Genomic DNA, 22,902 nt, shown 5'->3' with positions numbered 1-22,902 from the left:
CAAATCGTTGGGCTGTTGACCGTCGGTGTGGGTGTCGGCTTGGGCGTAACCGTGACGGTAGCCATTGCTGTACCTGTACAACTACCAACGTTACAAATGGCAGTATAAGAAGTAGTTGAGAGTGGTGAGACTGATCTTGGATTGCCAATACCTCCATCATTCCAAGTTACTGTGCCTGAACAATTTGAAACTATCAAGTTTGCTAATTGCCCTGCACAAATGGTTGGGCTATTGACAGTTGGTGTCGGATTTATACAGCCACAACTTGGCGGAGATGTATATATAGTTGATGCGGTACAAAGGTCTGTCCCATTTGAATTAAATCTTGTTGTAATAGTATGCGAAGCTCCATCTGCAACTAAGCCCATTACATTGGTTATATTATAATTGATAGTAGAAGAAAACGGGGGTTGTATGATTTGTTTTACAACATTATCAACAGAGATATATAAAAGAGCATTGCTGTCTGTTGGCGGATTGCTTACGGCGATTGTTCCCGACAATGGATATACATTACTTGGAGAAGAACAATTACCTACATTGGTTGAAATTGCACTGATGGAGCACTTTGGATTTGGATCTGGAATTGGAACTATATATTTATCCTGAAAACGAGAGTCGGCAGGAACGACTATGGGAGTAGTTGTATTGTTGGGGTATCCTGGAGGGGCAGGGTAATAAATTGTACCTATTACTGGAGCTGACTTATCAGGATTTACACAGTAAGCTGTATATCGCTTGCCATTATTATCCTCTACAGTTGAGGTATAGAGTGTATTTGTTTCAACTACAATGTATTGAGTGACGGTTTGTCCGTAAATTTCGCTTACACACAAAAAAATAAAAAGGCATAAAGCGAAAACCACCAAGCTATGTTTTGAACATAAAAATTTAGTGTTCATAATAATTAAAGAAGTTTAAAAAGCGTTGAAATGATTGTTTTACTTCTTACTTTATTTGAGCCTTCCAAACGAGCAGTAGCTACAAGGTTATTTCTTGTTTGATTTACCAAGCCATAACCTACCACATAAACTTCTTCCACGGCTTCTTTGACCTCTGCTATGATGATATTGGTTTTTGATAATGTTTTTTGCTCATAATCATAAGTATGCTTATAAGCTTCGTAGATTTTCCCATTTAGTGAAATGCTTTCTGTTTTCAAAAATTTCCGATTGGTAAGACTGATTTCATAAGAAATAAGAACACCATTGTCCACTTTTTTTCTTAAAACACACAATCCGTTTACATTTAGAAGTTGGATGCTTGTATCTGGCTTATTGGGTAGAATGATTTTATCACCAATATAAGAAAGTTGTAAAGCATTGGTATCTAAATAAAGAGCGGAAGGAGGCATCACTGCTTGAATATCCATTGCTACACTGTCTTTGTTAGTTTTTGCCATGCCAAAAGAATAGCTAAACGAAAGAGGATTGGGAAAAGTAGGTTTGTGAATGCGATGAACAATTTTCCAATTTCCATTGGGCATTTGTTCTGTTTCATAAGAGCTTTCACCTGGTTCCTCGGCCTCAGCGAACCAAACTTGTGAAATTGCACTAACTTTGTTCGGCATATCAAAAATGCCTCGCTGGTTAATCTGTTGACAAAAGGTGTCAGCAGAAATTATTAAAAAAAAGACAACAAGTAGGGATTTTTTCATTCTGATGTCAGTTTTTAAGCAATGATTTACTATGCTTATTTATATATAAGAGAACAGATTTATTACGAAAAGGGCATAATCGTCCTAGCCCCAAATTTTATTTTCGCGTATTCCTTTGTGCAGAAGAAAAGTCAGCTAAAGCTAATTGAAAGTTCATGATAATAGACAATAGAGTAGTTTTCACGATAAATAATAGATAACAGAAGGTGATGCCTATTCTTACATCTCTTTTAAGTAAACCATTAGAGAATATAAAGTAGCATCAACAAAACATCATTGGATGATTGTGGGAGTTAAAAACAGGTATTTTCATTTTTTAAAGGGTAAAGCTACTTATCTGTATGTAGCTAACTACACACAAACTTTTACCTTATCTTATTAACAATGAGTGTACCAAAGAAAAAAATCTATAGAATTTACGAATGAAAGAAGATTATAATACTATGAAAAATAGTATTCAGTATTACATAAATCAAATTGAATGGCATCTATTACAGAATGGGTATTTATATTATTTTCAGACCACATAAAGGCGCATTTAAATAGTATAAAAATATAGTTTAAACTATATTAAAATTGTTATTTATAATACAAAAAATATCGAATAAATATTCAATATTTATAAATGGCATATTTTTTGCTAAATAATGGTTTTGTTGCATGAATGTCCCTAAAAGTGGCTAAAAGTAGAAAGCACTGTTAACTTTGAGATTGCCAAACCACCAAAGTTACAAATCCCAATGGGAACCAGTGCTCGCCCAAATATACACTTTTTCACTCCTGAAACTGTGAAAAGAGCGCCTAAAAAGCGCAAAAAACCAAGTTCAAGGCATACAGATAAGCCCAAAGAACGCTACCGGCTTACTAATTGGCCTGATTATAACCGAGCATTAATTCAACGAGGCCGCCTCCAACTATGGCTCGATGAACAAACGCTGCAAAATTGGTATTACAGCGGTCAACGCCACCGTGGGGGAGCTTATCGTTATAGTGATGCCTGCATTGAATGTGCCTTACAACTTAAATACGTTTTAGGTTTAGCTTTTCGCCAAACACAGGGTCTGTTAACAAGTCTAATTGAGCTGATGGGAATGAACTTACAAATACCGAGCTATAGTCAATTGTGTCGTCGTCAAGCCCAGCTCAGTCAACAATTGCCTGCAAAATCAGAAGCGTCACTCAATCCACAAGGCCTATATGTCGTGGTTGATTCGACCAGACTTAAGGTGTACGGAGAGGGGGACGGGGCCGCCTTTAGATTTGTATGATTGAACAAAACCAAGAAACTGGTAAGTTTACTTTTCAGTTGTTGAGCAGGATATAGGCACTTTAAGGGGCCGCATGGGAAAAACCCACCACGGGATTGAATCCTATATCCTGTTTTTATCCAAACATCAAATAGAAATCTGGGTAGAACCCATTAACCAAGGTGGTGATGAAGGATAAAATCTCAACAACAGTCCGTAAAAATACACAAACTCTTAACATCACTCATAATGGAAACACAGTATTTTATCGGTATTGACATCTCCAAAGAAAGTTTGAATTGGGCTGTTTGCAGTGCCAATAAGATTATTCTGGAACAGGTTTCAGGCAATGACATAAAGAGCATAACCAAAACGGTACTGAGCATACAGCGAGAGTTGAAGTTCAAGATTCCATCTGCCGTTTTTTGCATGGAACACCCCGGCATTTATCACACTCGCTTACTAAAATACTTACAAAGTCGGAAAGCATCAATTTGGCTGGAGTCAGGCAGTCAAATCAAGTATTCAATGGGCGATGTAAGGGGCAAAAACGACATCGTTGATGCTCAATGCATCGCTCGTTATGCTTACAAAAATCGTGATGAAATCAAGCTTTATGTCCCTCCCAGAGCCATTATTGACCAATTGGACAATCTACTTGACATTCGTGACAGATTAGTAAAAGTGCGCCAAATTTGTTTGACAGCTTTGAATGAGCAGAAGTCTTGTGAGGCCAACAAAACGCTTTCAAAAGACACTAAAAAATACTCTGCTCACACGCTCAAAGGAGTCGAAACAGATTTACAATCGCTTGAAAAACAAATCAAAGAACTCATTGATTCTGATCCACATCTAAAATTACTTTTTGAAAATATCACCTCAATTCCGGGAGTAGGTATTGTCACTGCGGCTAAATGTATTGTCATTACCGATGAGTTTAAAAAGTTCGATAATGCTAAACAACTGGCCTGCCATGCGGGGGTCGTCCCCTTTGAAAACTCTTCAGGTACCAGTTTACAATCAAAGCCCAGAGTCAGTAAAAAAGCTTACAAGGGGATTAAAGCCACTTTGTCAAATTGTGTTATGTCTGCCATGAGATACAACGCTCATTTCAAAATTTACTATGAGCGCAAACTCAAAGAAGGAAAAAATAAGTTTACTATCTTCAATGCCATGAAGAATAAGTTGGTTAGGCTTATTTTTTCTTTAGCCAAGCAAGGTAAAAAATATGACGAAAATTATACATACTCTCTTGTTTGAATCATAGAAATCCCGTGCGGTGGAAAGTTCGACAGCATGGGTTTAGTAAACGTCGAAGTTGGCGTAAAGTACACTTAGCTTATGATGAGTCAACTCATCAAATATTAGCTATATCTCTAACAAACAATGACATAGATGACGCCTCTGTATTAAAACCTCTCCTTGAAGAGGTATCTTTACCTATTAATAAAGTGGCCGCAGACGGTGCCTATGATCGGCAGAAAGTCTATGATTACCTGCAAGAACATCAAATTCAAGCCCTGATTCCTCCCAGAGTGAATGCTATTGTTTGGAAGAATAAAGAGGGACAACTTTTAGACCATCAACGCAATCAGGCAGTAATTTGTAAAGAGCTTGACTCTTCAGTATGGAAAAAGCAGACAAGATATCATCGGCGAAGCATGGCAGAAACAGCTATGTATCGTCTGAAAACTACATTTAGCGAGCGATTAAAAAGTCGGTTGATTAACAATCAGAAGGTTGAGGTAAGAATAAAGGCAACCTGCCTGAATCTCTTCTCGAACTTGATTAGACCACAAACCGTCAACATCATTACAAATTAATCATGCAACAAAGCTCCTTTTTTGCAAAGATAACTCAGCATTACATTTGCAGGACTACTGGATATTTAACTCCGCAACAATTTATTTGTACTAGCCTCTACTTTAATTCAATCGCGCCTCAGGGGAACAGGACAATAAAATGACTCAAACGCCGCTTGACTGTGATTTTTAATTAACTATAAAAGCTCAAAATCTGTCAGAGGTAGATCCCACATTACCTGAATTGGGTTTTGATTATACTATAAAAGGATATCCGGGCATAATTGTTAGTTTTGCTTCTAAGTTGAGTTCGAATATATAAGGCTTTTACTTTACTTAAATCAAAAATCACCAATTCTAGCCCTAATTTATTAACAATACCCCATTTATTACGTAGCCTTTGTTACTTTCAATCCAAACCCTTCATCCAATTCAAAATACAGCAAAAACCCTCGCTGTTTAGATTCTTGTTCCGTAGCTTCTATGTGAGAGCGAATAGCTGAAAGCGAGCGCAATGACTCGGCATGGTACGGAAACATTCTAAAGAATTCTTTCATCATCCATTCCACATCGGTTATCAAATTGAACTGATTAACCAAAGCCGTGCCTTGAAATTTGGCAACTAATTCTCCATACTGAGCCTTGTTGGCAGCATTACCTAAGAGGCGATCATAAAATTCGTCGGCATGTTTACGTAATCGAGTTTTGTAGTCAACTGTTACTTGTTCTATATACTTATCCACGTCAGTGATTACCTCTCCCCTACCCTGTTTGGATTTTTTATCTTCTAAAGCTTTCAAGTTTTTCTTTTCCCAAACCCAAAACCGTATGCCCGTTACCCGTGGTTTTTTTGATTCTAAGTTATTACCAAGTAGTTCGTATTTTACAAACAAGTCAGTTTTTTCATTTATTTCATAAATGGCTGGGTCAATGACGTGTTTTTTTAAAGACGAAAAACGAGAGTAAACTGCTTTATTGAACCCTAACTTTTCTTTGAACGCTTTTAAATCCACATCGATTGGGCGGCCATAATTTTTCCAACTACTGAAAAAAGGAAATAATTTGATTGATCGATTTGTTTGAAGCGCAAATACATTTTTTTTAAAAAAGCTAAAGTTTTCAGTTTCCTTCACCTGCAAAATTTGCTTCGCTAAGTCATGTGAGATATAGAGGTCAATCTTTCCAGAATCGTGTTTATGTACACTCTGCGAAATAATGGGTACGATGATGGTTTCCCGACCTTCTATCCATTCCACAAGCGTAGTTTGCAACATCTTGATGGAGTCAATCAAGTAAGAATAACCTGATGTATTGGTGGTTTGAATGCTCTTTAAAAAGTCTTTTATTTCGAGGGTTAACACAATGTTTGTATTCCTACTTAGGTTTTCTAAGTCTGATGGTTTGAGTCGTGAGGCAATTTCGTAGAATAACTTAGGTGTATATACTTCGTTAATCTCCGCTTTTTTACTTTTCGACAACTGACGTATAAAGGTGGGCGTTGCAATGGGATTATTCAGAATGACCACATCGGAATTATTTTGCAAGTCTTCAATGTATTCTGAATTGGTCTTCTTTGCCATTGGTTGTTTGTTAGGTCTAGAATTCAAGTAAACTTACGTAAAATGTAAATACACTCAAAATTTATTTACATTTTACATCTTCAGATACACTGATTATCAATTAATTAACCCTTATTTAGTGATGAATGAATGTACATTATTCCAGAAAATGTATATTATCAGACATCAGTATTCATTTCCTGAGGTTAGTTCCGGTGGTTTTACATGAATGAATATACATTTTATGCTGAGTTACCAACAGCAATAATTATTCAAATCTCTGTTTATCAGCAGGATAAATACTTATCCACACATGAATGAATATACATTTTATACACTTTGAGCTGTTACATGACTCGATATACATTTATACATGACTCAGCATACATTTTCACATGACTCGATATACATTTATACATGACTCGATATACATTTATACATGAATGGATATACATTTATTATTTCATAAATAAATAAAAATCAATAAGTTATACTTATTTTTGTGGCTACTAAAAAACTTAATAAAAAACTACATTAAAAACATTCTTTTAAAAACTTATTTAAAAAAGATTATTCTGATTTTAGTTTTTATATTTTTTGAATCAATGGGGAAAAGAAAAATTTTGGAAGAACACTAAAAAATAACTAAAAAACTAAATCATCTTGTCGACTTAAAATATTAGGAACACTTTTTGTTTGAAATAATAAACAAAACTATTTATTGCTCGATATGAATAAACATACATTCCTATAAGAGAATCAAATCGAACCGTTGATACAGGGGAAATTTTGAATGATAAACAGAGGGATAAACAAGTGATTTACAATGGTTTAAGTACTGTTTACAATCAGAATTTCCTCGTATTTTTGAATCGTAAATAAACCTTAAACGATTATCATAATGAAAACAGCATCAAAAAATGCCCGTAAAAATCTTTTGTCTCATGCTACTAATTGGGACACAATCTGTTTCCCTGTCGAAACAATAGCTTTAGAGAACCTATTACCCGACAACTATAATGTCATTGCTACTGATCGCCAGAATGCGATTATAGGCAAAAAAAACGATGGTAATAATCAAGTTTACGCTATCCAAAGCAAGAGTTACTCTTTAATTCCCAATGCTCTGATTAAATCTGTTGCCGACGAGTGTTTAGGTATTGACTATGAACTTAGCGTTCGGTACAGCTTACAAGGTGAGTTTTCGATTGGGATTGTACTGCCCGATTCGCTGGTAATTGGTAAAACAGGGAATGATACCATCCGCAAACAATTGACCTTTACGAATTCCTACAACGGGAAAACACCTTTTACCATTCAGGGACATGAGATGAGAGGTATAAAAAGCGCTGCTATGAGGGTTTCCTATTACCGCCAAATTTGCTCAAACGGAATGATGGGTTGGGCAGACGAGTTTATTTCATTAGATGAATACCTTCACTGGCTTACAAACGGGATGCCTGCAAATGCCAAGGTGAAAGGTTTGGAAGAACGGTTTGAGCAGAAAGATGAAGAACAATTCCTTCGGATTTTCTCACACAAGGGCATTAACATAGACAAGTTTCAACAATTTTTAGTAGGTTTGGTCAACAACTTTTCTCAAATCAATAAAGAAAGCAGTACTTCACAAGTGTACAACCTAATGACGGATTTACAAGTAACTGACATAGAAGAAGCGACCGAAATAGTTCGGAAAGTTGGAATTCCGAAGAAACTAATTTCGGCAGCCTTAGAACGAATGGAATTAGAGCAAGGAATGTTGGAAAGTTCTGCCAACGTTTGGTTACTCTACAATGCGGTCAATCACTCACTTTTTAATCAAGTTACCTCCATGAGCGTTCAAGACCGATTCTACGCTGATGAAAGGGTGTTTCATAGTTTGCTAACAGCGTATCTTAATTAATAAGATATTTTAATATATATCTATTTTGATATAAAAATAATAGAGTTTTTTGATCCCCAACACTTCAAAACGGTAGCTTGTAAAATCAAGCTACTAAGATCGGGAATCAGGGGGTAATTGAAAATATTAAACAGTAGGTGATTAAAAGTTGACACTAACTTTTTGATAATGAAATAGATATTTTAATATTTAAGTATCTTTATAATAAGATATTAAATCACAATCCAATGAGAAAGACAAAACGTGTACCTACCCTTTTGAAAAGGGAATTCCAATTAGAACTGATTCACTTCGGCAAAAGTAAGCTTGATGAATTTGCCACATCTATTGCTGAAAAGGTTGAAAGTGGTGAGATAAACCCTTTGCTTGCGGAATCTTGGCTCTACCGAATTGAGTACATTGCCAAGCAAGCTCGGGAAAAAATAGCTCAAACTTTACATAACGAGTTAGACCGTTATCCCGAAAAAATCCCCGCTGCTTATGGATTGGCTTTTACTCGAAAAGCGACTTCGACACGTTACGATTATTCGGCAACACCTGATTACAAACGTTTGAAGGATGATCTGGCGTTGATTGAGCAATATGCCCAGAGAGCCGAAAAATCTAAAACACCTGTCCAGCTTTATGACGAAGATGGAACATTTAGATTCACCATTCATCCAGCCAGTAAGATTCAAAAATTTGGGTACAGCCGTGAAATCGTTGATTAAAGCATCTTGTCCAATCTCACAAACAGCCCGATACCGTCGGGCTGTTATTTGCCATACCATCGATATTATTCTCAGAAAAGGGCTTGTTGGGAAGGTCATTCCGAATCAAAAACAAATCCTGGTTGATAACCAGAAAACCACTCCCGATTTTGAATTCGTACCAGACATCAATCCTGATTTATCATTTTTGGTTTTTGAATCTGAGATTGAGTTTTTGTAATTTCCTATTTAGATATTTTAATATTAAAATACATAACTCCTCTTCGGTAACGTATAAAGGTATAAGTTTACCAATTTTTTACCTTGGTCAGTCAAGGAATCAAGGGGAAGCCTTCAAAATAAGTTCAGCTTCGCTTTGAACACATTTTGAAGGCAAATCGCACCAAAGACATTCAAGCCAGACACGCACATAGCCTCTACTCAACTCAGTTGTCTGGCTCGAAAGTCTTTGACCTAAGCGCAATCATGGGGAAAGCTATAATCACATAATCAAATGGCAGTTAGAAGTTACATAACTAATTGAATATCAGTAGTAAAGTGTTTTTGATATGTCTTAAAAATCGTACTTTTGGTAAGTAATCAATGACAAATCATTTATTCACTTTAATCATTTTAACCATGTCGGCAACTGCAATTTCTCCCGAAACAACCACAGTTTCAGCGGCTTTAACTGTAAACGGTACTCAAAGACCCCTTCAAGAGTTATTCCCTAACTTATTTGAAACGTTGGTAGATGAAGATACAGGCGAAGAAACCCTCGAACCGAAAATCATTTACATTGAAGGAAGACCCAAAATATACCGCTTTGACGGAAAAACGGGACGTTTTAATCTCGACGGGAAAGAAGATTTAGGGACTGAGTTTACTTTTCAACCTTTTGCATGGCGTCTTTTCAACGGTGGTTTATTTGACCGCAAAGAAAGTACACAGTGGGTTGAGTTCTTCTTTTTGGATGCTAATCTGTGTGTAAGCACAATCATGTTTAACAACACGAGTGCCATTAACTTCAAAGAAGCTCGTGAAAAAATAGTCTATCAACGTAAAAAATTTGAAGACCTGAAATTTGTTCTAAAAGCTGAAAAGAAGGATTATGAGATAACTTTACCTGATGGCAAAACGCAAAAGGGTAACTACTTTGCGGCTACTTTTCAATTTGAAGAAGGCAATTTAGCATTTCGGAAGTTGGGGCGAGACGTGGCACGAGCTTACAACGTGTATGGGGCTGTTACCCTGCAAAATACCGTTACTACTTTTGTATCTGATTGGTTTCCAAAACACCTTATCTATGGCTTACCTTTAATTGAGCCGCCCAAAGAGGAAGCTGCAAGCGAACCTGTATCAGTAGTTGAGCCAATACCTGTCGAAGAGGTACAAACCGTTTCAAAGCCCAGTTCTAAGAAATCGTCAAGAAAGTAAACCAACACGAAGGCAAGGCTTCACTGCGTTGCTCTTCGTTGGTTGGGAATCAAGGGGTAGAATCTAATGTAAAACGAATGGTAGTAATAAGTTTTATGTAAGTGCTTGATTATCAAAGTAAATATAAAAATATCTAAATATATAAGTATCTTTATAGTAAGTTAATTACTCAAAAATGGGCAGCGATTAGCTCTTAGTTTCATCTTTAATCAATCATCAAATGAAAAGTTTACTACTCAAAATTTTACTTATTTCTTTGACCTTTTCTTCTTCGATTCTGGCTCAAACGGATTCAACTAAGCGCTTTACTATATCAAATGTAGAAGCCACTGGGGGCTTGGGACTTCACCCTCCTGGTAATATGTACGGCTTTCGATTAGGATTGAAAGATAATCTGAACCCTAATCGAGATATACAGGGCTGGTTTAACTCGACCAAGTTGATTGGCGACAATACGACCCGTCAAATATTAGCTGGTGTAGGAATAAGGATAAAAGTCCTTGAATTGCAAAATGGCATATCTGGCTTTTGGGGTTTATCCGTTTTTGGTGGGCATGAGAAAAAATTGAGCGAGTACCAGGTATTAGGTTTTGTAGTCGAAGGTAAGAAATCCCGTTTTGTTGCTGGATTAGAGGGAAATGTAGAAGCTGAAAAAGGACCGATTGTAATGGGTTTTCGTTACCGAGTTAATCCCCTATCACTGGCGGAGATAAGTTATGCGCTTATTTCGTTAGGGTATCGTTTCAACGCTCGATTATTTCGATTGAAAAAATAAGCCAAATTGAAGCTCTGAGCGATTTGGTTGAGCCTCTGGAAACGAGGCTCTTTGCAGTGGGAATCAGGGGGTAAACGCTAATAACCGAATAATAAAATAGAAAAATATCTAAATAGAAAACTACTCAACTATTTTATCATCCTCTTCCATAGCCTCCAATAATTGCTCAAATTCAAATAACTCAGCTTTTCGTTCTTTACGCTTGGCTATAATTTCTTCCAAGTTTTGTTGAGCTTGACTTACCGAGGCTTGAATCTCCTCATTAGAAAATAGCGCAAAAGGCTGATCGGAATCATCACTTGCAAACTCAGAAGGCTCTTCAATAGGCAAAGGTGCTGTTTTTAATTTATTACCTATTAAGCTATTTTGATAGGTAACTATTTTAATATCTAAATCATCTGACCGTGAGCTAATGATTATATCGTCCGTGTTTTTGAAGGAACCACCTTGTTTGGGCTGAAAAAAGGTGAAGGTTTCAGGAAGGGGTCTTTTTTTCTTAGTCCGTTTTGACACTTTGAAAAAGCCCAAAAGCAGAGCCGCCCAGATTACAATCATTGATATGGCGCTGACTAAGTATAAACTCAACGAGATTTGTAACATCATTGGGTTTTAGCTTGAAAATAACCTGCCATTTCTGCCAAAAAATCATCAGATTCACTTTTTTCAACAGCCTTAGCATGAAGAAATTCTACATATTTTTGCATCGAAATCTCTACACCGTGCCGCAAAGCCAACGAGTATTTGAGTTGTAGCCACTCCGAACGGAATTGGTCATCTAATTTTAATCCGATGTGAAATACCTTTTGGGGTTTTACCTTTACAGTAAGCTGAGGTTTGGGTTTTATACTTGTTTGGTAAGTAGATACTCGCCGATTGAGAGTTTCCTCGTCAAAGTCCATTTCTGAAATGACAGAAGGGTTTTGGCTTTCTGCTATCTTCTGTTTAGGTAATGTTGTTTTGAGTATTTCGGGTAGTTGTGGCATGAATATTTAAGTATTTTAATAATTAGATAGCTTAATAACTTCTTCGGTAAACCGTGCAATGCCATTGAGATATTGCCCACCTTTGAATAGGATAGGAGACGAAATGGTCGTCCACATCTTGGCACGGTCGAAGCCAGAATCGGCATCATTCAGTCGAGTTTCAAGAAAGTCAAATGAAATGCCTTTGGCAGTAAACTTGGTTTTTAATTGCGATTCAATGAGTTCCGCTTTTTTCTGAAACGTGAATTTGTATTTATTCCAAAAGCAATAAAATTGGGTTGAGTCCGAAAGATGTCCTTGCTTCACATGGTCGGCAAGGGTTAGACAATATTCAAGCGAAGCCATCACATCAATGTTTTGCGTGGTAAAAGGGACGAGTACCAAATCAGCGAAGCGGAGTGTACGAACAATACTTTCATCAAAGCGTCCCCCTAAATCAAAAAAAACATAGTCGTAAGAGCTGCTGATTTTTTCAATGTCCAATTCGTCTAATTCTGACTGCTCAACGGTGTAGATTGGATAAAAATTAGTGATGCTACGTTGTTGATTATAGCGGTATCGTTCATAAATAGCTTGATCGGCTACCGAAAGCTGCGAAGCAAAAAGCGCTTTTTTGACTTCATCAAAATCTTGACATTTTTGACTGATATGCTGGTAAATGGTTTGTTCCCGATGGCGTAAGCTGTCAATTGAAAACTGCGGAGCATCAGCATCAATGACCAAGACTCGTTTACTCAATTCGTAAGTTAAGTAAGACGCTAAAATGGTTGTAATGGTAGATTTTCCAGTTCCACCTTTGGAAGTGTGTACACAGATGATTTGAGCCGACATAAATTTGTAAATTATATTAAAGTTGCTAAAATAAATAAAATAGTTTATTTAATATTATTTTTGAATTGGAATGCCCCGAAAATAAGTTCGATGAAGAGGAAAGAATTTAGGAATGAAGGGGAAACTTTAAAGGTTAAAAATCAGAATAAGCAAGTTATGTTTTTGGCAGACAAAAAAGGGGGCGAGAGAATAGAAGAAGGGGTAAAAGCTAAACTCAAAAAATTGAAAATTACAGTAAAGGGTCGTCCCAAAAAAGACGAGACGAAAGTAAGGAATAAGCGACTTACGGTACGATTTACCGAGGAAGAATGGGACTTGTTGAGTAAACAAAGTAAAAAAAGTAACCTGAGTAGAGCCGACTTTTTGAGGCAATGCAGTATGCAGAGTAAGTTCTACTTGCCTGTGCAGAAATCGTTACCAACGGATGTACTTGCTTTACTTAAAAACCTTGAAAAGTTATCAGGAACGATGTTGCAATTGAGTCACAAAGTCAGCCATGACAAGGCTATTTCGACGGAGATAAAACAGACGGCTTTGCAGGTATCTAATATCGTTCAGCATACTTATGACTATTTGGAAGAAACCTTATGATTGGCAAAGTAGCTTCTATCGGAACAAGCTTCTTGGGAACTTTGGAATACTGTTATTACGCTACCCGCCCTAACCGAAGCCTTGACCGCTCACAAATAAGGGGGGAATTGGTCTATTTTCAGCACGTACCTGTTTCAACGGTTACTGATTCAAAGCAGATAAAAGGGGGCAATGAAACTCCCCTGAATCTGGAAAAAATGTCAGAGCGGATGCAGCGCATAGCTAATTTGAACCGTCGAGTTGAGAAACCCGTTTGGCACCAGGCTTTTTCGTTTCCAGTAGGTGAAAAAGTTGATACTGAAACAATGGCCGAGATTTGCCAGTTGTTTGCGCAGCGTTTTGGCATGGAAAACAACCAACTTGTTGCTTTTCGTCATGCTGATAAAGACCATGATCATTTTCACATCATTGCCAACAGAATCAATTTAGACGGGAAAAATACGGCAAAAACCCGCTTCAATTTTTTAGAAATGGGTCGTTTTTGTCGGGAAGTAGAGCAATTGTATAAGCTTACAACAACCACCCAAATGAAGCGAGTGATTTGGAAGGAGCAGCAAAAGACAGAGGATGCGCCAGAGGTGAAAGCAACAAGACAGCTTCGAGTAGGTTAAGGTTTTACTCGAAGCTGTTCACGAAAGATTCCAGTAATTCTAAAATTTTCATACTGCGATGAGCAGCAAACCGAGGTTCAATATGTGCATAGATACCTTCTTTAATGTCTGGATGTTTTAGAAGATTGGTGAACTCAACTTTCAAATATTGACCCAAATCGTCAGAGATACTGGATAAATCATTACTTAAAGTGGGGCAATTGTCAAGCACAAAGACAATATCCTCAAAATCAGTACTGGTACGAAAGTCACTTCCACCTCGCATCTTGTGTGCTTCTAATTTTGTAGCAATAAAGTAAGCCGAATTAAAAATTTTCACAAAGAAGCCTTCAAAAAGCTCATGTTCGATGGCATTTTTGAAACCATCGGCATACCTGTAAAATCCTATGAAAGTGTACCGGCAAATGGCGCGAAAGTGTACCACCCTCAAGAGTAAGTGAATATTCCGATGAAAGTGAGCAGCCTTCTGCGATTTAAATTGACCGGGTAATTCCGATTGAAATTGCGCAGGTGTGGATAAGTCTGTTAGAGAATCCATCTTTTGTTTTAGAATACGCTGATAAACCCCGTATTCGAGCAAGCGATGGCTAACAAACTTACCCAGATGTACCAGATAAGACGAATCATTCAATTGCAGATACAGGGCATCTCTCGCAGTGAGATTGCTCGCACTCAGGGTCTTTCCCGTAACACCGTCAGGCACTACCTTGATTTATTCAAGAGCTACTTTAAGGACCTATCAGAAGCGCTGACCTGGAGTGATGAGGCGCTTCATCGGTTAGTGAGCGGTAAGCCTGCAGAGCCCTCTCCCAAACATCAAACCCTGCATGAACGTTTTAAAAACTATGAGCAGGAATTGTCTCGTGTCGGTGTAAGCCGTCAACTGCTTTGGTTGGAGTATCGTAAAGAACAACCAGACGGAGTTCAATTCTCTCAATTTTGCAACCTGTTCCGCCAATGGCAGAAGCATCAGCAGGTGGTCATGCACCTTGAGCACAAGGCAGGGGAAAAACTTTTCATTGATTTTGCTGGCAGCAAGTTGTATTGGACCGATATTCCCACGGGTCAGAGCATAGCAGCAGAAGTTTTTGTGGCTACCTTAGCCTGTAGTCAGCTCACCTACGTGGAAGCCATCCCTTCGCAACGTAAGTCCCACTTTTTAGCGGCTTTATCAAACGCGTTGGTTTATTTTGGCGGTGTTCCACAGGCCATCATACCTGATAATCTGAAGTCCGCAGTCACTAAACCGGACCGTTATGAGCCCCATCTTAATGAGAGCCTTGAGCATTTTGCCGCTCATTACGGCAGCTGCATTTATCCAGCCCGAAGTGGAAAACCCCGCGATAAATCCCTAGTGGAAAAGGCCGTTGAACTTGCTTATCAACGCATTTATGCCCCGCTTCGTAATCAGGTCTTCAGTTCTCTTGCGGCACTCAATGAGGCCATTTTACCCTTGCTGGAAGTTCATAATCAGGCTCTTTTTCAAGGAAAAGACTATTCCCGCCGTTCCCGTTTTGAAGAAGTTGAACGTTCCGCTTTGAGGCCATTGCCCTCGGAAAAATATCAATTACAATCCTATCATACGGCCAAGGTTCATCCCGATTGCCACGTACTTCTCTCCGAGGACAGGCACTACTACTCGGTGCCTTATACGCTTGTGGGTCAATTGGTAAAGATGGTTTATAATACGGAGACGGTAGAGATTTACCACAACTACCAACGAATTGCTACCCATCAACGCATGGTATCTAAACATCATTACACCACTCTGAAAGAGCATTTGCCCGCTCAGCACCAATGGCTGATGAATTGGTCCCCCGTTTTCTTTGAGCAGGAAGCCCTCAAAATCGGGATGAATACTCATTTGGCCATCCAACAGTTGCTCAACAGAAAAACCTACCCTGCTCAGTCCTATAAATCATGCGCTGGCGTACTGAGTTTGGCCAAAAAGGTAGGTGCTCAACGCATGGAGAATGCCTGTCAAAGAGCTATCGCCTACGAGGGGATATCCTATACACTCATTAAAAGTATTCTCGACCGAGAGTTGGACTACATTCCCTTAGCAGATGAAACAATTACCTCACCAACGGGCATTTATCACGAAAATATCCGTGGAGCAAGTCACTATCAATAGTTTTTCTTTTCAACCGTAAAACAAAGCACAATGAATACACACGAAACTATCTCTCAAATGCGAGCACTCAAATTAATGGGGATGGCTAATGCCTACCAAACCCTCTGCGAACTGCCAGTGGATAAACACCCAAGCTCACAGCAGCTCTTGGCCCAAATTGTAGAGGCCGAAATCCTTGACAGGCAACACCGAAAAACACGCTCAGCTATCCAACAGGCGCAATTCCGCTACCAAGCCACGGTGGAAGAAATTATCATCGCTTCCGAAAGAAATCTCAGTAAGGATATGGTTTATAAATTGGCTGATACCTCTTTTGTGAAAAGACATGAAAACATAATTATTACCGGAGCGACGGGCTGCGGGAAAAGTTTTATTGCCACGGCCTTGGGCTATCAAGCCTGCCAGATGGGGTTTAGGGTCATCTATTTTTCATTACCTAAGCTGCTGCAACGGCTTCATCTAGCCAAAGCCGATGGTTCTTATATCAAAGAACTTGCCCGAATTGAAAAATATCATTTGCTTATTCTGGATGACTGGGGTATTCAACCACTCGATACCAGTGCGCGACTCGCCATTTTACAACTCATTGAAGACCGACATGGCAAAACTTCCACTATCATCACTGCTCAAATGCCTGTGGCCAATTGGCATGATTATATCGCGGAACCTGCTTTGGCGGATGCTATTTTGGATAGAATTTTATCGCACACCCATCGTATTGACCTTAAAGGTGGCTCCTTGAGAAACACCGCGAAAAATAATCCTAAATGAATTCTTTAACTATATTTGCATCACTTCTCTAAGTTATCCACAGCTGCGCAAATTGCATCGGAATACCCTGATCAATTATTATCGGAATACTCAAGTAAGTGAAAACGTTGACAAATAGCTTTTGGAATTGAGATAAACAACAATTTCAAAAGCTATGGCAAACCAACGAATCACGATGCAAAAACTACACAAACTCATTGAGTTGCACCAATCAGGTAAAAGTCAGCGATACATATCAAGACATCTGGGCATTCATCGTCGTACCGTTTCCAACTACCTTACTTTACTCTTATCCTATTCAGGTGGAGATTTAGGAACGTTATGCGCATTTGAAGAAGCCCGTTTATGGCAGATTGTCAACACTTCCATTCAGCCCCAAGCCATATCCTCTGATGTTGTGATTGACATTCTCAGTTTATTTCCGGACTATCAGAAACGTTTAGCCAAAGTTGGTATGACACGCCAGTTACTTTGGCAGGACTACTGCCATATTCATAAAGGAAAACTGAGTTATTCGCGCTTTTGCCGAGTATTTGCCAAATGGCAACAAAACAGTAAACTAAGTCTTCGCATAGAGCATAAAGCAGGTGATAAAATCTTTGTAGACTTTGCCGGCAGCAAACTCTACTGGACAGACCCGCAAACGCATGAAAAAATAGCGGCAGAAGTTTTTGTGGCAGTATTGGGCTACTCCCAACTCACGTATTGTCAGGCGGTTTTCTCGCAGAAAAAACCTGATTTTTTCAGCGCTTTATCAAACGCTTTGACCTTTTTTGGGGGTGTACCTCAGGCCATCGTTCCCGATAACCTGAAGTCAGCGGTCAGCAAGGCAGACCGTTACGAGCCGGACCTCAATGAAAGTATGGCCGATTTTGGGGAACATTATCAAACAACCATTTACCCTACCCGAAGCCATCGTCCCAAAGATAAAGCATTAGTCGAGCGCACGGTTAGTATCCTTTACACCCGCATTTACGCCTCGTTGGCTGAGAAGACGTTTTACTCTTTGGCAGCACTCAATGAGGCCATTCGAGAACGTTTACTGCTGCATAATACTACTCTTTTGCAAGGAAAAACTCAAAGCCGCCAAGACATATTCGAGGAAGTAGAACGAGCTGCATTGAGTCAACTGCCTGCTTATCGCTATGAACTCAAGTGGTTCAGAGAAGCCAAGGTCCATCCTAATTGCCATATAAAGCTCTCAGAAGATAAACACTATTATTCGGTGCCCTACAAGTATGTAGGCAGGAAAGTTCAAATCAGATATACGACCGAAGCTGTTGAAATATATCTTGATTATCAGCGCATTGCTATCCACGAGCGCATCATAGCACAAGGTGGCTATACTACGCTGAAAGAACATTTACACCCCTCTCATCAGTGGGTGATGAACTGGTCACCGGAGTTTTTTGAGAATCAGGCCTCTAAGATTGGGCAACATACTCTCAAGGTTATTCAGCAGCTTTTAATATCTCGAAAATACCCTGAGCAAGCCTATAAATCTTGCGCGGGAGTATTGGCTTTAGGGAAAAAAGCAGGAAATGAACGCTTGGAAAATGCCTGTGAAAGAGCCATTGCTTATGAATATGTATCAGTAAAATTGGTACAAAGTATCTTGGATAGGGAATTGGACAAAGTACCCATCAAGCCGGAAGAACCAAACCCAACTCCTATTATTCCACTGCACACAAATATCAGAGGAGCAAGTCATTATCAGTAAAAATAACACCAAAACCAACAATGAATACACAACAAACCATCGCTCAAATGCGAAGCCTGAATCTGACAGGGATGGCTCAGGCTTATCAGTCACTGCTGAAACTGCCCCTCAATGAACACCCAACGGCTGACATGCTTATTGCTCAACTCATAGAAGCCGAAGTATTGGAAAGAAATCATCGCAAAATGATGAGTACTATCAAGGCTGCCAAGTTCCGTTATCAAGCCTCTATAGAGGAGATCGACTTCGCGGCTCAACGAAATTTAGAGAAGAACACCATTCTGCGACTTAGCGACACGTCTTTCATCAAACGGGGTGAAAATGTCCTCATTACAGGAGCAACGGGCTGTGGTAAGAGTTATATTGCTTCTGCCATTGGGTTCAGGGCGTGCCAGATGGGAAATAGGGTCGCTTATTTTTCCATGACCAAACTCTTACAACGATTACAGTTGGCCAAAGCAGATGGTTCCTACATTAAAGAACTTGCTAAACTCGAAAAAACGCAACTGCTTATTTTAGATGATTGGGGACTACAACCGCTTGATACCCAAACCAAACTCACCCTACTGCAAATTATTGAAGATAGGCATGGCAAAGCAGCAACGGTCATTACCTCACAATTACCGGTTGCTCAATGGTTCGACTATATCGCTGAGCCAACGCTGGCCGACGCCATCATGGATCGCATTTTACAACAAGCGCATCGAATCGAACTCAAAGGGGATTCCATGAGAAAACGTAAAAAAATGCACGACAAAGAAGTTCAATAATTACATTTGTATCAACGTTTTTACCCTCCCGAAAACCGGTACACTTTCGCGCCAATCAATGGTACACTTTCACGCCATTTTACACTTAGCTGCTTTTCAACCGACTGCCGTAATTCCAGGTCATCGTAATACCTGAGGATAAAAGCGGTCCGAATGATTTTGCCGAACTCTTTGAAAGCCTTCTGCAAGGGATTCTGTTTGGCATACGAGTTCATTCGTTTGAGTACCTGAAAAGCGGTGGTTTTGCCCAGTTTGAGCGATACCATCACCCTAAGCATGTCATCCCAGTGCGTCTCAATGAGCTTTTCACTGATGTAATGGTCAGGCAACAGGACGTATCCTTGCCCGGCGTACTCTTTCTGGGAAACAAAGCTGTAGAGTTCCAGCGTACCCAGCTCCTTGATGCGGGGCGCAAAGAACACGCTTAAAAAATGCATCATACCAAATATGACTTCGGTTCCCCCGTGGGAGTCAGTAGAATGCATCGTACTCTTCACCACCGGATTGCCTAAATGCATATCCACTACATTCCCCGCTTCCCGGTCAGCAGCCGTGATAACGGCCGAATAGTAAGAAGCAAACCGTTCGTCAATGGCAGTGTTGATACTCGATGCCTTTTGGAATCCGGGATACTTGGCCGAATAGGTAGCATTCAGCGAATCGCCCTTCACCAAAATTTTCTGCCCATCACTGGCCGTATGGAGTTCGGTGGGGGACTTCCGGTGAATCTCTGGCAGAGCCAAGCTATTTTTCATTTGGATGATTGTATTATTGGCATCGGCCAGCGCCTGTTCGGACAAGTACCAATCGGCCGTATGCTTCAGGGTAGAGGCCTGCACGCCTTTGGAAATCCGGCCCATCCGGTCTACCCCGATATTGCAGCCCATTGCCAGGATCGCGGCAAAAAAGGTTTCCTGGGTAGGGCGTTTCTTTTCGTCGGTTTTGCTCCCATGTCCAAACAGATGCAGAAAGGGAGCGGCTTTTTCCACATCTGACAATACGGAAAGGATGGATACGTACCGGGCCGGACGAAAATAGGCGGCTACCCGTTCCGTGTCGGGTTTCTCCACGGCGGGAGTCGCAATTAGGGGCTTTTTCTCCCGGTTAAAGGTAAAGTGGGGATTTGTAGATGCTTTGATATTTTCATTCGTCTGGCAGTACAATGCGTGCAAATGCTCTTTTAATCCAGCCAGCACCTTACCGTAATCGGCGAAGTGAGTCAGTTCGGCATCTTCCAATAGCCGCTTCTTATGGGCTTTCCATTCGTTTTTGTCAATCAGGTATTGATCCAGGAAGCGGTAGCGATAGGAATACCTAAAATTGATGGTGCCGGACTTAATTCCGTGGGCAAGGGCATCAAACAGAAACATTTTGTACAAACGGGGACGGAACTTTACTTTATCTTCTTGCTGGACGTAAAGTTCATCCTGACGGACCGTTTCCAGCCAATCCAGGTTCTTAGCTGGGGTGGAAATCCGACCCTTACGCGCCGCGTAGTGTTCAAGGGCTGCCCCTAAAGCCGGATCGGTATTCTCCGAATCGGGCATCAGGTGCCCAAGGACCGCTCCGATGCGATTGGTTAACCAGGTGCTTTTCTTTTCCCATAAGTCTGTAAAATAGGGGGACTGGTCCTGATTTGCTTCCCGCTCCAGGGTTTCCAACTGAACTTGCTGTCCGGCTGGCAGAGAAATGTCTTCTTCTAATAACTTCTCTAATGCCCTTACTTTCTGTTCCGGGGGGTGGTCACTGGCCAGGATTGCTTTTACGGCTCGAAGCTGCTCAAAGTACCCCTTCCGGGACTGGATCAGTAGCCGGGTAGCGGCAGTACGCTGCTTCTGGGTAGCGAAATAATCCTCTTTTTGTAAACGTCGGGTGGCGTTTTCAGCAGATTTGACCCCATCCAGGACGATATCAATAAAGAAATCGTGTCGCTTGCGAATCTGGTGAATCAGAAAGCAGAGCAAATACAGGTACCGGTCTGAATGGGCGGCTATTTTGTCCGTATCAGCAATCGTAGTCCAGTAGGCGTGGTAGTCGATAATGGCATCGGAAAGACTCAGTTGCCCGATAAGGGCTTGCAGCCTTTCCAGACGGCTTTTTAACACGATAAATTGGGCAAGACTGCTGGCAATTTCTGAGGGTCTATTAGACTGGTTGATCGTTTTAAAGCCGACAATATCGGCATTTTGGTAGGCCGCTTTCCTTTCCAGAAATTCATCCAGCACGGCTTTGTGTTCCTGAGTCAGATGAGTTGCCAGCGCCTGGCTTAACTGTTTTCCTGCCGAAACCAGCGTTTCGTTAATCACCCGCAGGTATTTGTCATAGGCCGGGGATTCCATGCGGGCCCTAAACAAATAAGACTGCGTTTCAAACAACACCTTTCGGGGCATGAGTTGTCGCTCCACCAGCTGCTGAATATGTTTGCGCAAGAAGGTTTCCTCCAAAGGCTGCCAGCCGGAAAGCTGAAGGATTCGCTCCCGGTGATGATAAGCCATCTGTTTGTTATAGTGGGCCTGGAAAGGAATATCGTCCCAATTAATCCCTAAAGTCTTTACTACAAAGATTTGATCCGGACTGCGAAAGTCTCCCACTTCAAAGAAACGGCCCACGGCTTTGAAATACCCCCACTGCAAAAGAAAGCCCGCCTTAGCGAGCGGATGCCGAAGTTTGGCAAGTTCCTTTCCGAGTGCTTCATCTATCGCAAAGAAATAGCGTTGCTCTTCCAGGTTAAGTACCGGAGGAGTATTAAAGACTTTGATTTCAGAAGCTTGTAATAATTTGATTCGGCTCATAGTTGGCTGTACCTGAAAAAGAAAGATACTTCTGTAAGTCTTTAATCAGTAAGTCGTTAGCAAAATACCACTTGCAAGCCATTCAGACCAACTGTTTGATCAGACCAACCGGTTGAGAAGTGGTGTTCTTCTTTTGGCAGGCCATGCGGAATTGGATTATCAGAGCCGAAAAGATGGTAAGACCTCCGACCACCAGTGTGGACGGATAAATACCTACCCAGTCAGCCAGTATGCCGGTCAGTAAGGCCCCGATGGCATACCCTAAATCCCGCCAGAAACGGAATACGCCCATACTGGCAGCTCTTTGTTCCGGATGGGTATCCGAAGCAATGGCGGCCAGAAATGTAGGATACACTACCGCAGTTCCCAGTCCCAATAAGGCGGAGATGGTCATAAAATGCCAAAAGGCTATCGCCCAGGGGAAAAGCACAATGGCTACTCCCTGCAGGAACATGCCGTAGAACAGCAACCGCTTTTTACAATACTTGTCGGCCAAGGCTCCGGTAAAGAGTTGTCCTACGCCCCATACGGCCGGGTAGGTCGCTACAATTACCCCGATTTGCTCCAGGGAAAAACCCTTCAGCGACAACAGTACCGGCAAGAGTCCCCAGACCATTCCGTCATTTAAAT

General features: G+C 40.5%; 22 protein-coding genes and 1 pseudogene. 14 read left to right on the top strand and 9 right to left on the bottom strand.

The genetic code is table 11. The annotated features are described in order from the left end of the window. Together AC23P2_RS30405 and AC23P2_RS30400 are read right to left on the bottom strand one after the other, a co-directional pair. Positions 1-902: pseudogene (locus AC23P2_RS30405) on the bottom strand (hypothetical protein); the annotation flags it as partial. 5 nt (positions 903-907) lie between these two features. Next, positions 908-1,657: a TapB family protein gene (locus tag AC23P2_RS30400; protein WP_487776684.1), complete on the bottom strand. Its 750-nt coding sequence runs from the start codon at positions 1,655-1,657 to the stop codon at positions 908-910. Positions 1,658-2,397: 740 nt separating this feature from the next. Here AC23P2_RS30400 and AC23P2_RS30395 point away from each other — a divergent pair. The 3 genes from AC23P2_RS30395 (at position 2,398) to AC23P2_RS30385 (ending at position 4,727) form a co-directional block, all read left to right on the top strand. Further along, the gene (locus tag AC23P2_RS30395) at positions 2,398-2,925 is read left to right on the top strand and encodes a transposase (RefSeq protein WP_487776683.1); all 528 of its coding nucleotides are present in this window, start codon (positions 2,398-2,400) and stop codon (positions 2,923-2,925) included. Between the two features lie 228 nt (positions 2,926-3,153). After that, positions 3,154-4,164 carry an IS110 family RNA-guided transposase gene (locus AC23P2_RS30390; RefSeq protein ID WP_487776682.1) on the top strand — a complete coding sequence of 337 codons (1,011 nt, stop codon included), beginning with the start codon at positions 3,154-3,156 and terminating at the stop codon, positions 4,162-4,164. Next, positions 4,161-4,727 carry an IS5 family transposase gene (locus AC23P2_RS30385; protein WP_487776681.1) on the top strand — a complete coding sequence of 189 codons (567 nt, stop codon included), beginning with the start codon at positions 4,161-4,163 and terminating at the stop codon, positions 4,725-4,727. Before AC23P2_RS30390 ends, AC23P2_RS30385 begins: the two co-directional genes overlap by 4 nt. Positions 4,728-5,095: 368 nt before the next feature. Here AC23P2_RS30385 and AC23P2_RS30380 read toward each other — a convergent pair whose 3' ends face one another. Beyond that, positions 5,096-6,286, bottom strand: a complete 1,191-nt coding sequence (locus tag AC23P2_RS30380; RefSeq protein ID WP_487776680.1) for a RepB family plasmid replication initiator protein — start codon at positions 6,284-6,286, stop codon at positions 5,096-5,098. An 880-nt stretch (positions 6,287-7,166) separates the two neighbouring features. Here AC23P2_RS30380 and AC23P2_RS30375 point away from each other — a divergent pair. The 5 genes from AC23P2_RS30375 (at position 7,167) to AC23P2_RS30355 (ending at position 11,069) form a co-directional block, all read left to right on the top strand. Further along, complete coding sequence (locus tag AC23P2_RS30375; protein ID WP_487776679.1) at positions 7,167-8,168, top strand: hypothetical protein; 1,002 nt, start codon at positions 7,167-7,169, stop codon at positions 8,166-8,168. 227 nt (positions 8,169-8,395) lie between these two features. Further along, positions 8,396-8,878 (top strand): hypothetical protein, encoded by a 483-nt coding sequence (locus AC23P2_RS30370; protein WP_487776678.1) that lies wholly within the window; start codon positions 8,396-8,398, stop codon positions 8,876-8,878. After that, positions 8,862-9,098, top strand: coding sequence for a hypothetical protein (locus AC23P2_RS30365; protein ID WP_487776677.1), 237 nt, complete (start codon positions 8,862-8,864; stop codon positions 9,096-9,098). The genes AC23P2_RS30370 and AC23P2_RS30365 overlap by 17 nt, the downstream gene beginning before the upstream one ends. 398 nt (positions 9,099-9,496) lie before the next feature. Further along, on the top strand, positions 9,497-10,294 hold the full coding sequence (locus AC23P2_RS30360; RefSeq protein WP_487776676.1) for a hypothetical protein: 798 nt from the start codon (positions 9,497-9,499) through the stop codon (positions 10,292-10,294). 220 nt (positions 10,295-10,514) lie between these two features. Further along, positions 10,515-11,069: a hypothetical protein gene (locus AC23P2_RS30355; protein WP_487776675.1), complete on the top strand. Its 555-nt coding sequence runs from the start codon at positions 10,515-10,517 to the stop codon at positions 11,067-11,069. Positions 11,070-11,189: 120 nt separating this feature from the next. Here the strand turns inward: AC23P2_RS30355 and AC23P2_RS30350 are convergent, their stop codons facing one another. The 3 genes from AC23P2_RS30350 to AC23P2_RS30340 are packed head-to-tail and all read right to left on the bottom strand — an operon-like array spanning position 11,190 to position 12,883. Then, positions 11,190-11,672, bottom strand: coding sequence for a hypothetical protein (locus AC23P2_RS30350; RefSeq protein WP_487776674.1), 483 nt, complete (start codon positions 11,670-11,672; stop codon positions 11,190-11,192). Continuing rightward, positions 11,669-12,052, bottom strand: coding sequence for a hypothetical protein (locus AC23P2_RS30345; RefSeq protein WP_487776673.1), 384 nt, complete (start codon positions 12,050-12,052; stop codon positions 11,669-11,671). Before AC23P2_RS30345 ends, AC23P2_RS30350 begins: the two co-directional genes overlap by 4 nt. Before the next feature lie 15 nt (positions 12,053-12,067). After that, positions 12,068-12,883: a ParA family protein gene (locus AC23P2_RS30340; RefSeq protein WP_487776672.1), complete on the bottom strand. Its 816-nt coding sequence runs from the start codon at positions 12,881-12,883 to the stop codon at positions 12,068-12,070. Between AC23P2_RS30340 and AC23P2_RS30335 the strand changes: the two genes are divergently transcribed. Next, positions 12,872-13,474, top strand: coding sequence for a plasmid mobilization protein (locus tag AC23P2_RS30335; RefSeq protein WP_487776671.1), 603 nt, complete (start codon positions 12,872-12,874; stop codon positions 13,472-13,474). The two genes, AC23P2_RS30340 and AC23P2_RS30335, sit on opposite strands and share 12 nt — an antisense overlap. Then, positions 13,471-14,085, top strand: coding sequence for a relaxase/mobilization nuclease domain-containing protein (locus tag AC23P2_RS30330; RefSeq protein WP_487776670.1), 615 nt, complete (start codon positions 13,471-13,473; stop codon positions 14,083-14,085). The genes AC23P2_RS30335 and AC23P2_RS30330 overlap by 4 nt, the downstream gene beginning before the upstream one ends. A 4-nt stretch (positions 14,086-14,089) precedes the next feature. On the opposite strand, the gene AC23P2_RS30325 is transcribed toward AC23P2_RS30330, so the two are convergent. Further along, on the bottom strand, positions 14,090-14,788 hold the full coding sequence (locus tag AC23P2_RS30325) for a hypothetical protein (RefSeq protein ID WP_487776685.1): 699 nt from the start codon (positions 14,786-14,788) through the stop codon (positions 14,090-14,092). On the opposite strand from AC23P2_RS30325, the gene istA (AC23P2_RS30320) reads away from it, so the two are divergent. The 4 genes from istA (AC23P2_RS30320) to istB (AC23P2_RS30305) all read left to right on the top strand — a co-directional run bounded on the left by istA (AC23P2_RS30320) (position 14,669) and on the right by istB (AC23P2_RS30305) (position 19,480). Further along, positions 14,669-16,219, top strand: coding sequence for an IS21 family transposase (gene istA / locus AC23P2_RS30320; protein WP_013931219.1), 1,551 nt, complete (start codon positions 14,669-14,671; stop codon positions 16,217-16,219). The two genes, AC23P2_RS30325 and istA (AC23P2_RS30320), sit on opposite strands and share 120 nt — an antisense overlap. Before the next feature lie 30 nt (positions 16,220-16,249). Further along, positions 16,250-16,990, top strand: coding sequence for an IS21-like element helper ATPase IstB (istB, locus tag AC23P2_RS30315; RefSeq protein WP_013931220.1), 741 nt, complete (start codon positions 16,250-16,252; stop codon positions 16,988-16,990). 175 nt (positions 16,991-17,165) lie between these two features. After that, positions 17,166-18,710, top strand: a complete 1,545-nt coding sequence (gene istA, locus AC23P2_RS30310; protein WP_487776669.1) for an IS21 family transposase — start codon at positions 17,166-17,168, stop codon at positions 18,708-18,710. Between the two features lie 20 nt (positions 18,711-18,730). Then, positions 18,731-19,480, top strand: a complete 750-nt coding sequence (gene istB / locus AC23P2_RS30305) for an IS21-like element helper ATPase IstB (protein ID WP_487776668.1) — start codon at positions 18,731-18,733, stop codon at positions 19,478-19,480. Positions 19,481-19,500: 20 nt separating this feature from the next. On the opposite strand, the gene AC23P2_RS30300 is transcribed toward istB (AC23P2_RS30305), so the two are convergent. Beyond that, positions 19,501-22,272: a Tn3 family transposase gene (locus AC23P2_RS30300; protein ID WP_487776667.1), complete on the bottom strand. Its 2,772-nt coding sequence runs from the start codon at positions 22,270-22,272 to the stop codon at positions 19,501-19,503. An 82-nt stretch (positions 22,273-22,354) separates the two neighbouring features. Beyond that, positions 22,355-22,902 (bottom strand): MFS transporter (locus AC23P2_RS30295; RefSeq protein ID WP_487776666.1); only part of this gene is annotated, 548 nt, incomplete at its 5' end.

Source organism: Runella sp. R0.1_18, assembly GCF_057652155.1.
Note: the sequence above shows the minus strand (reverse complement) of the source record. Positions and strands in the feature narration are given on the sequence as shown.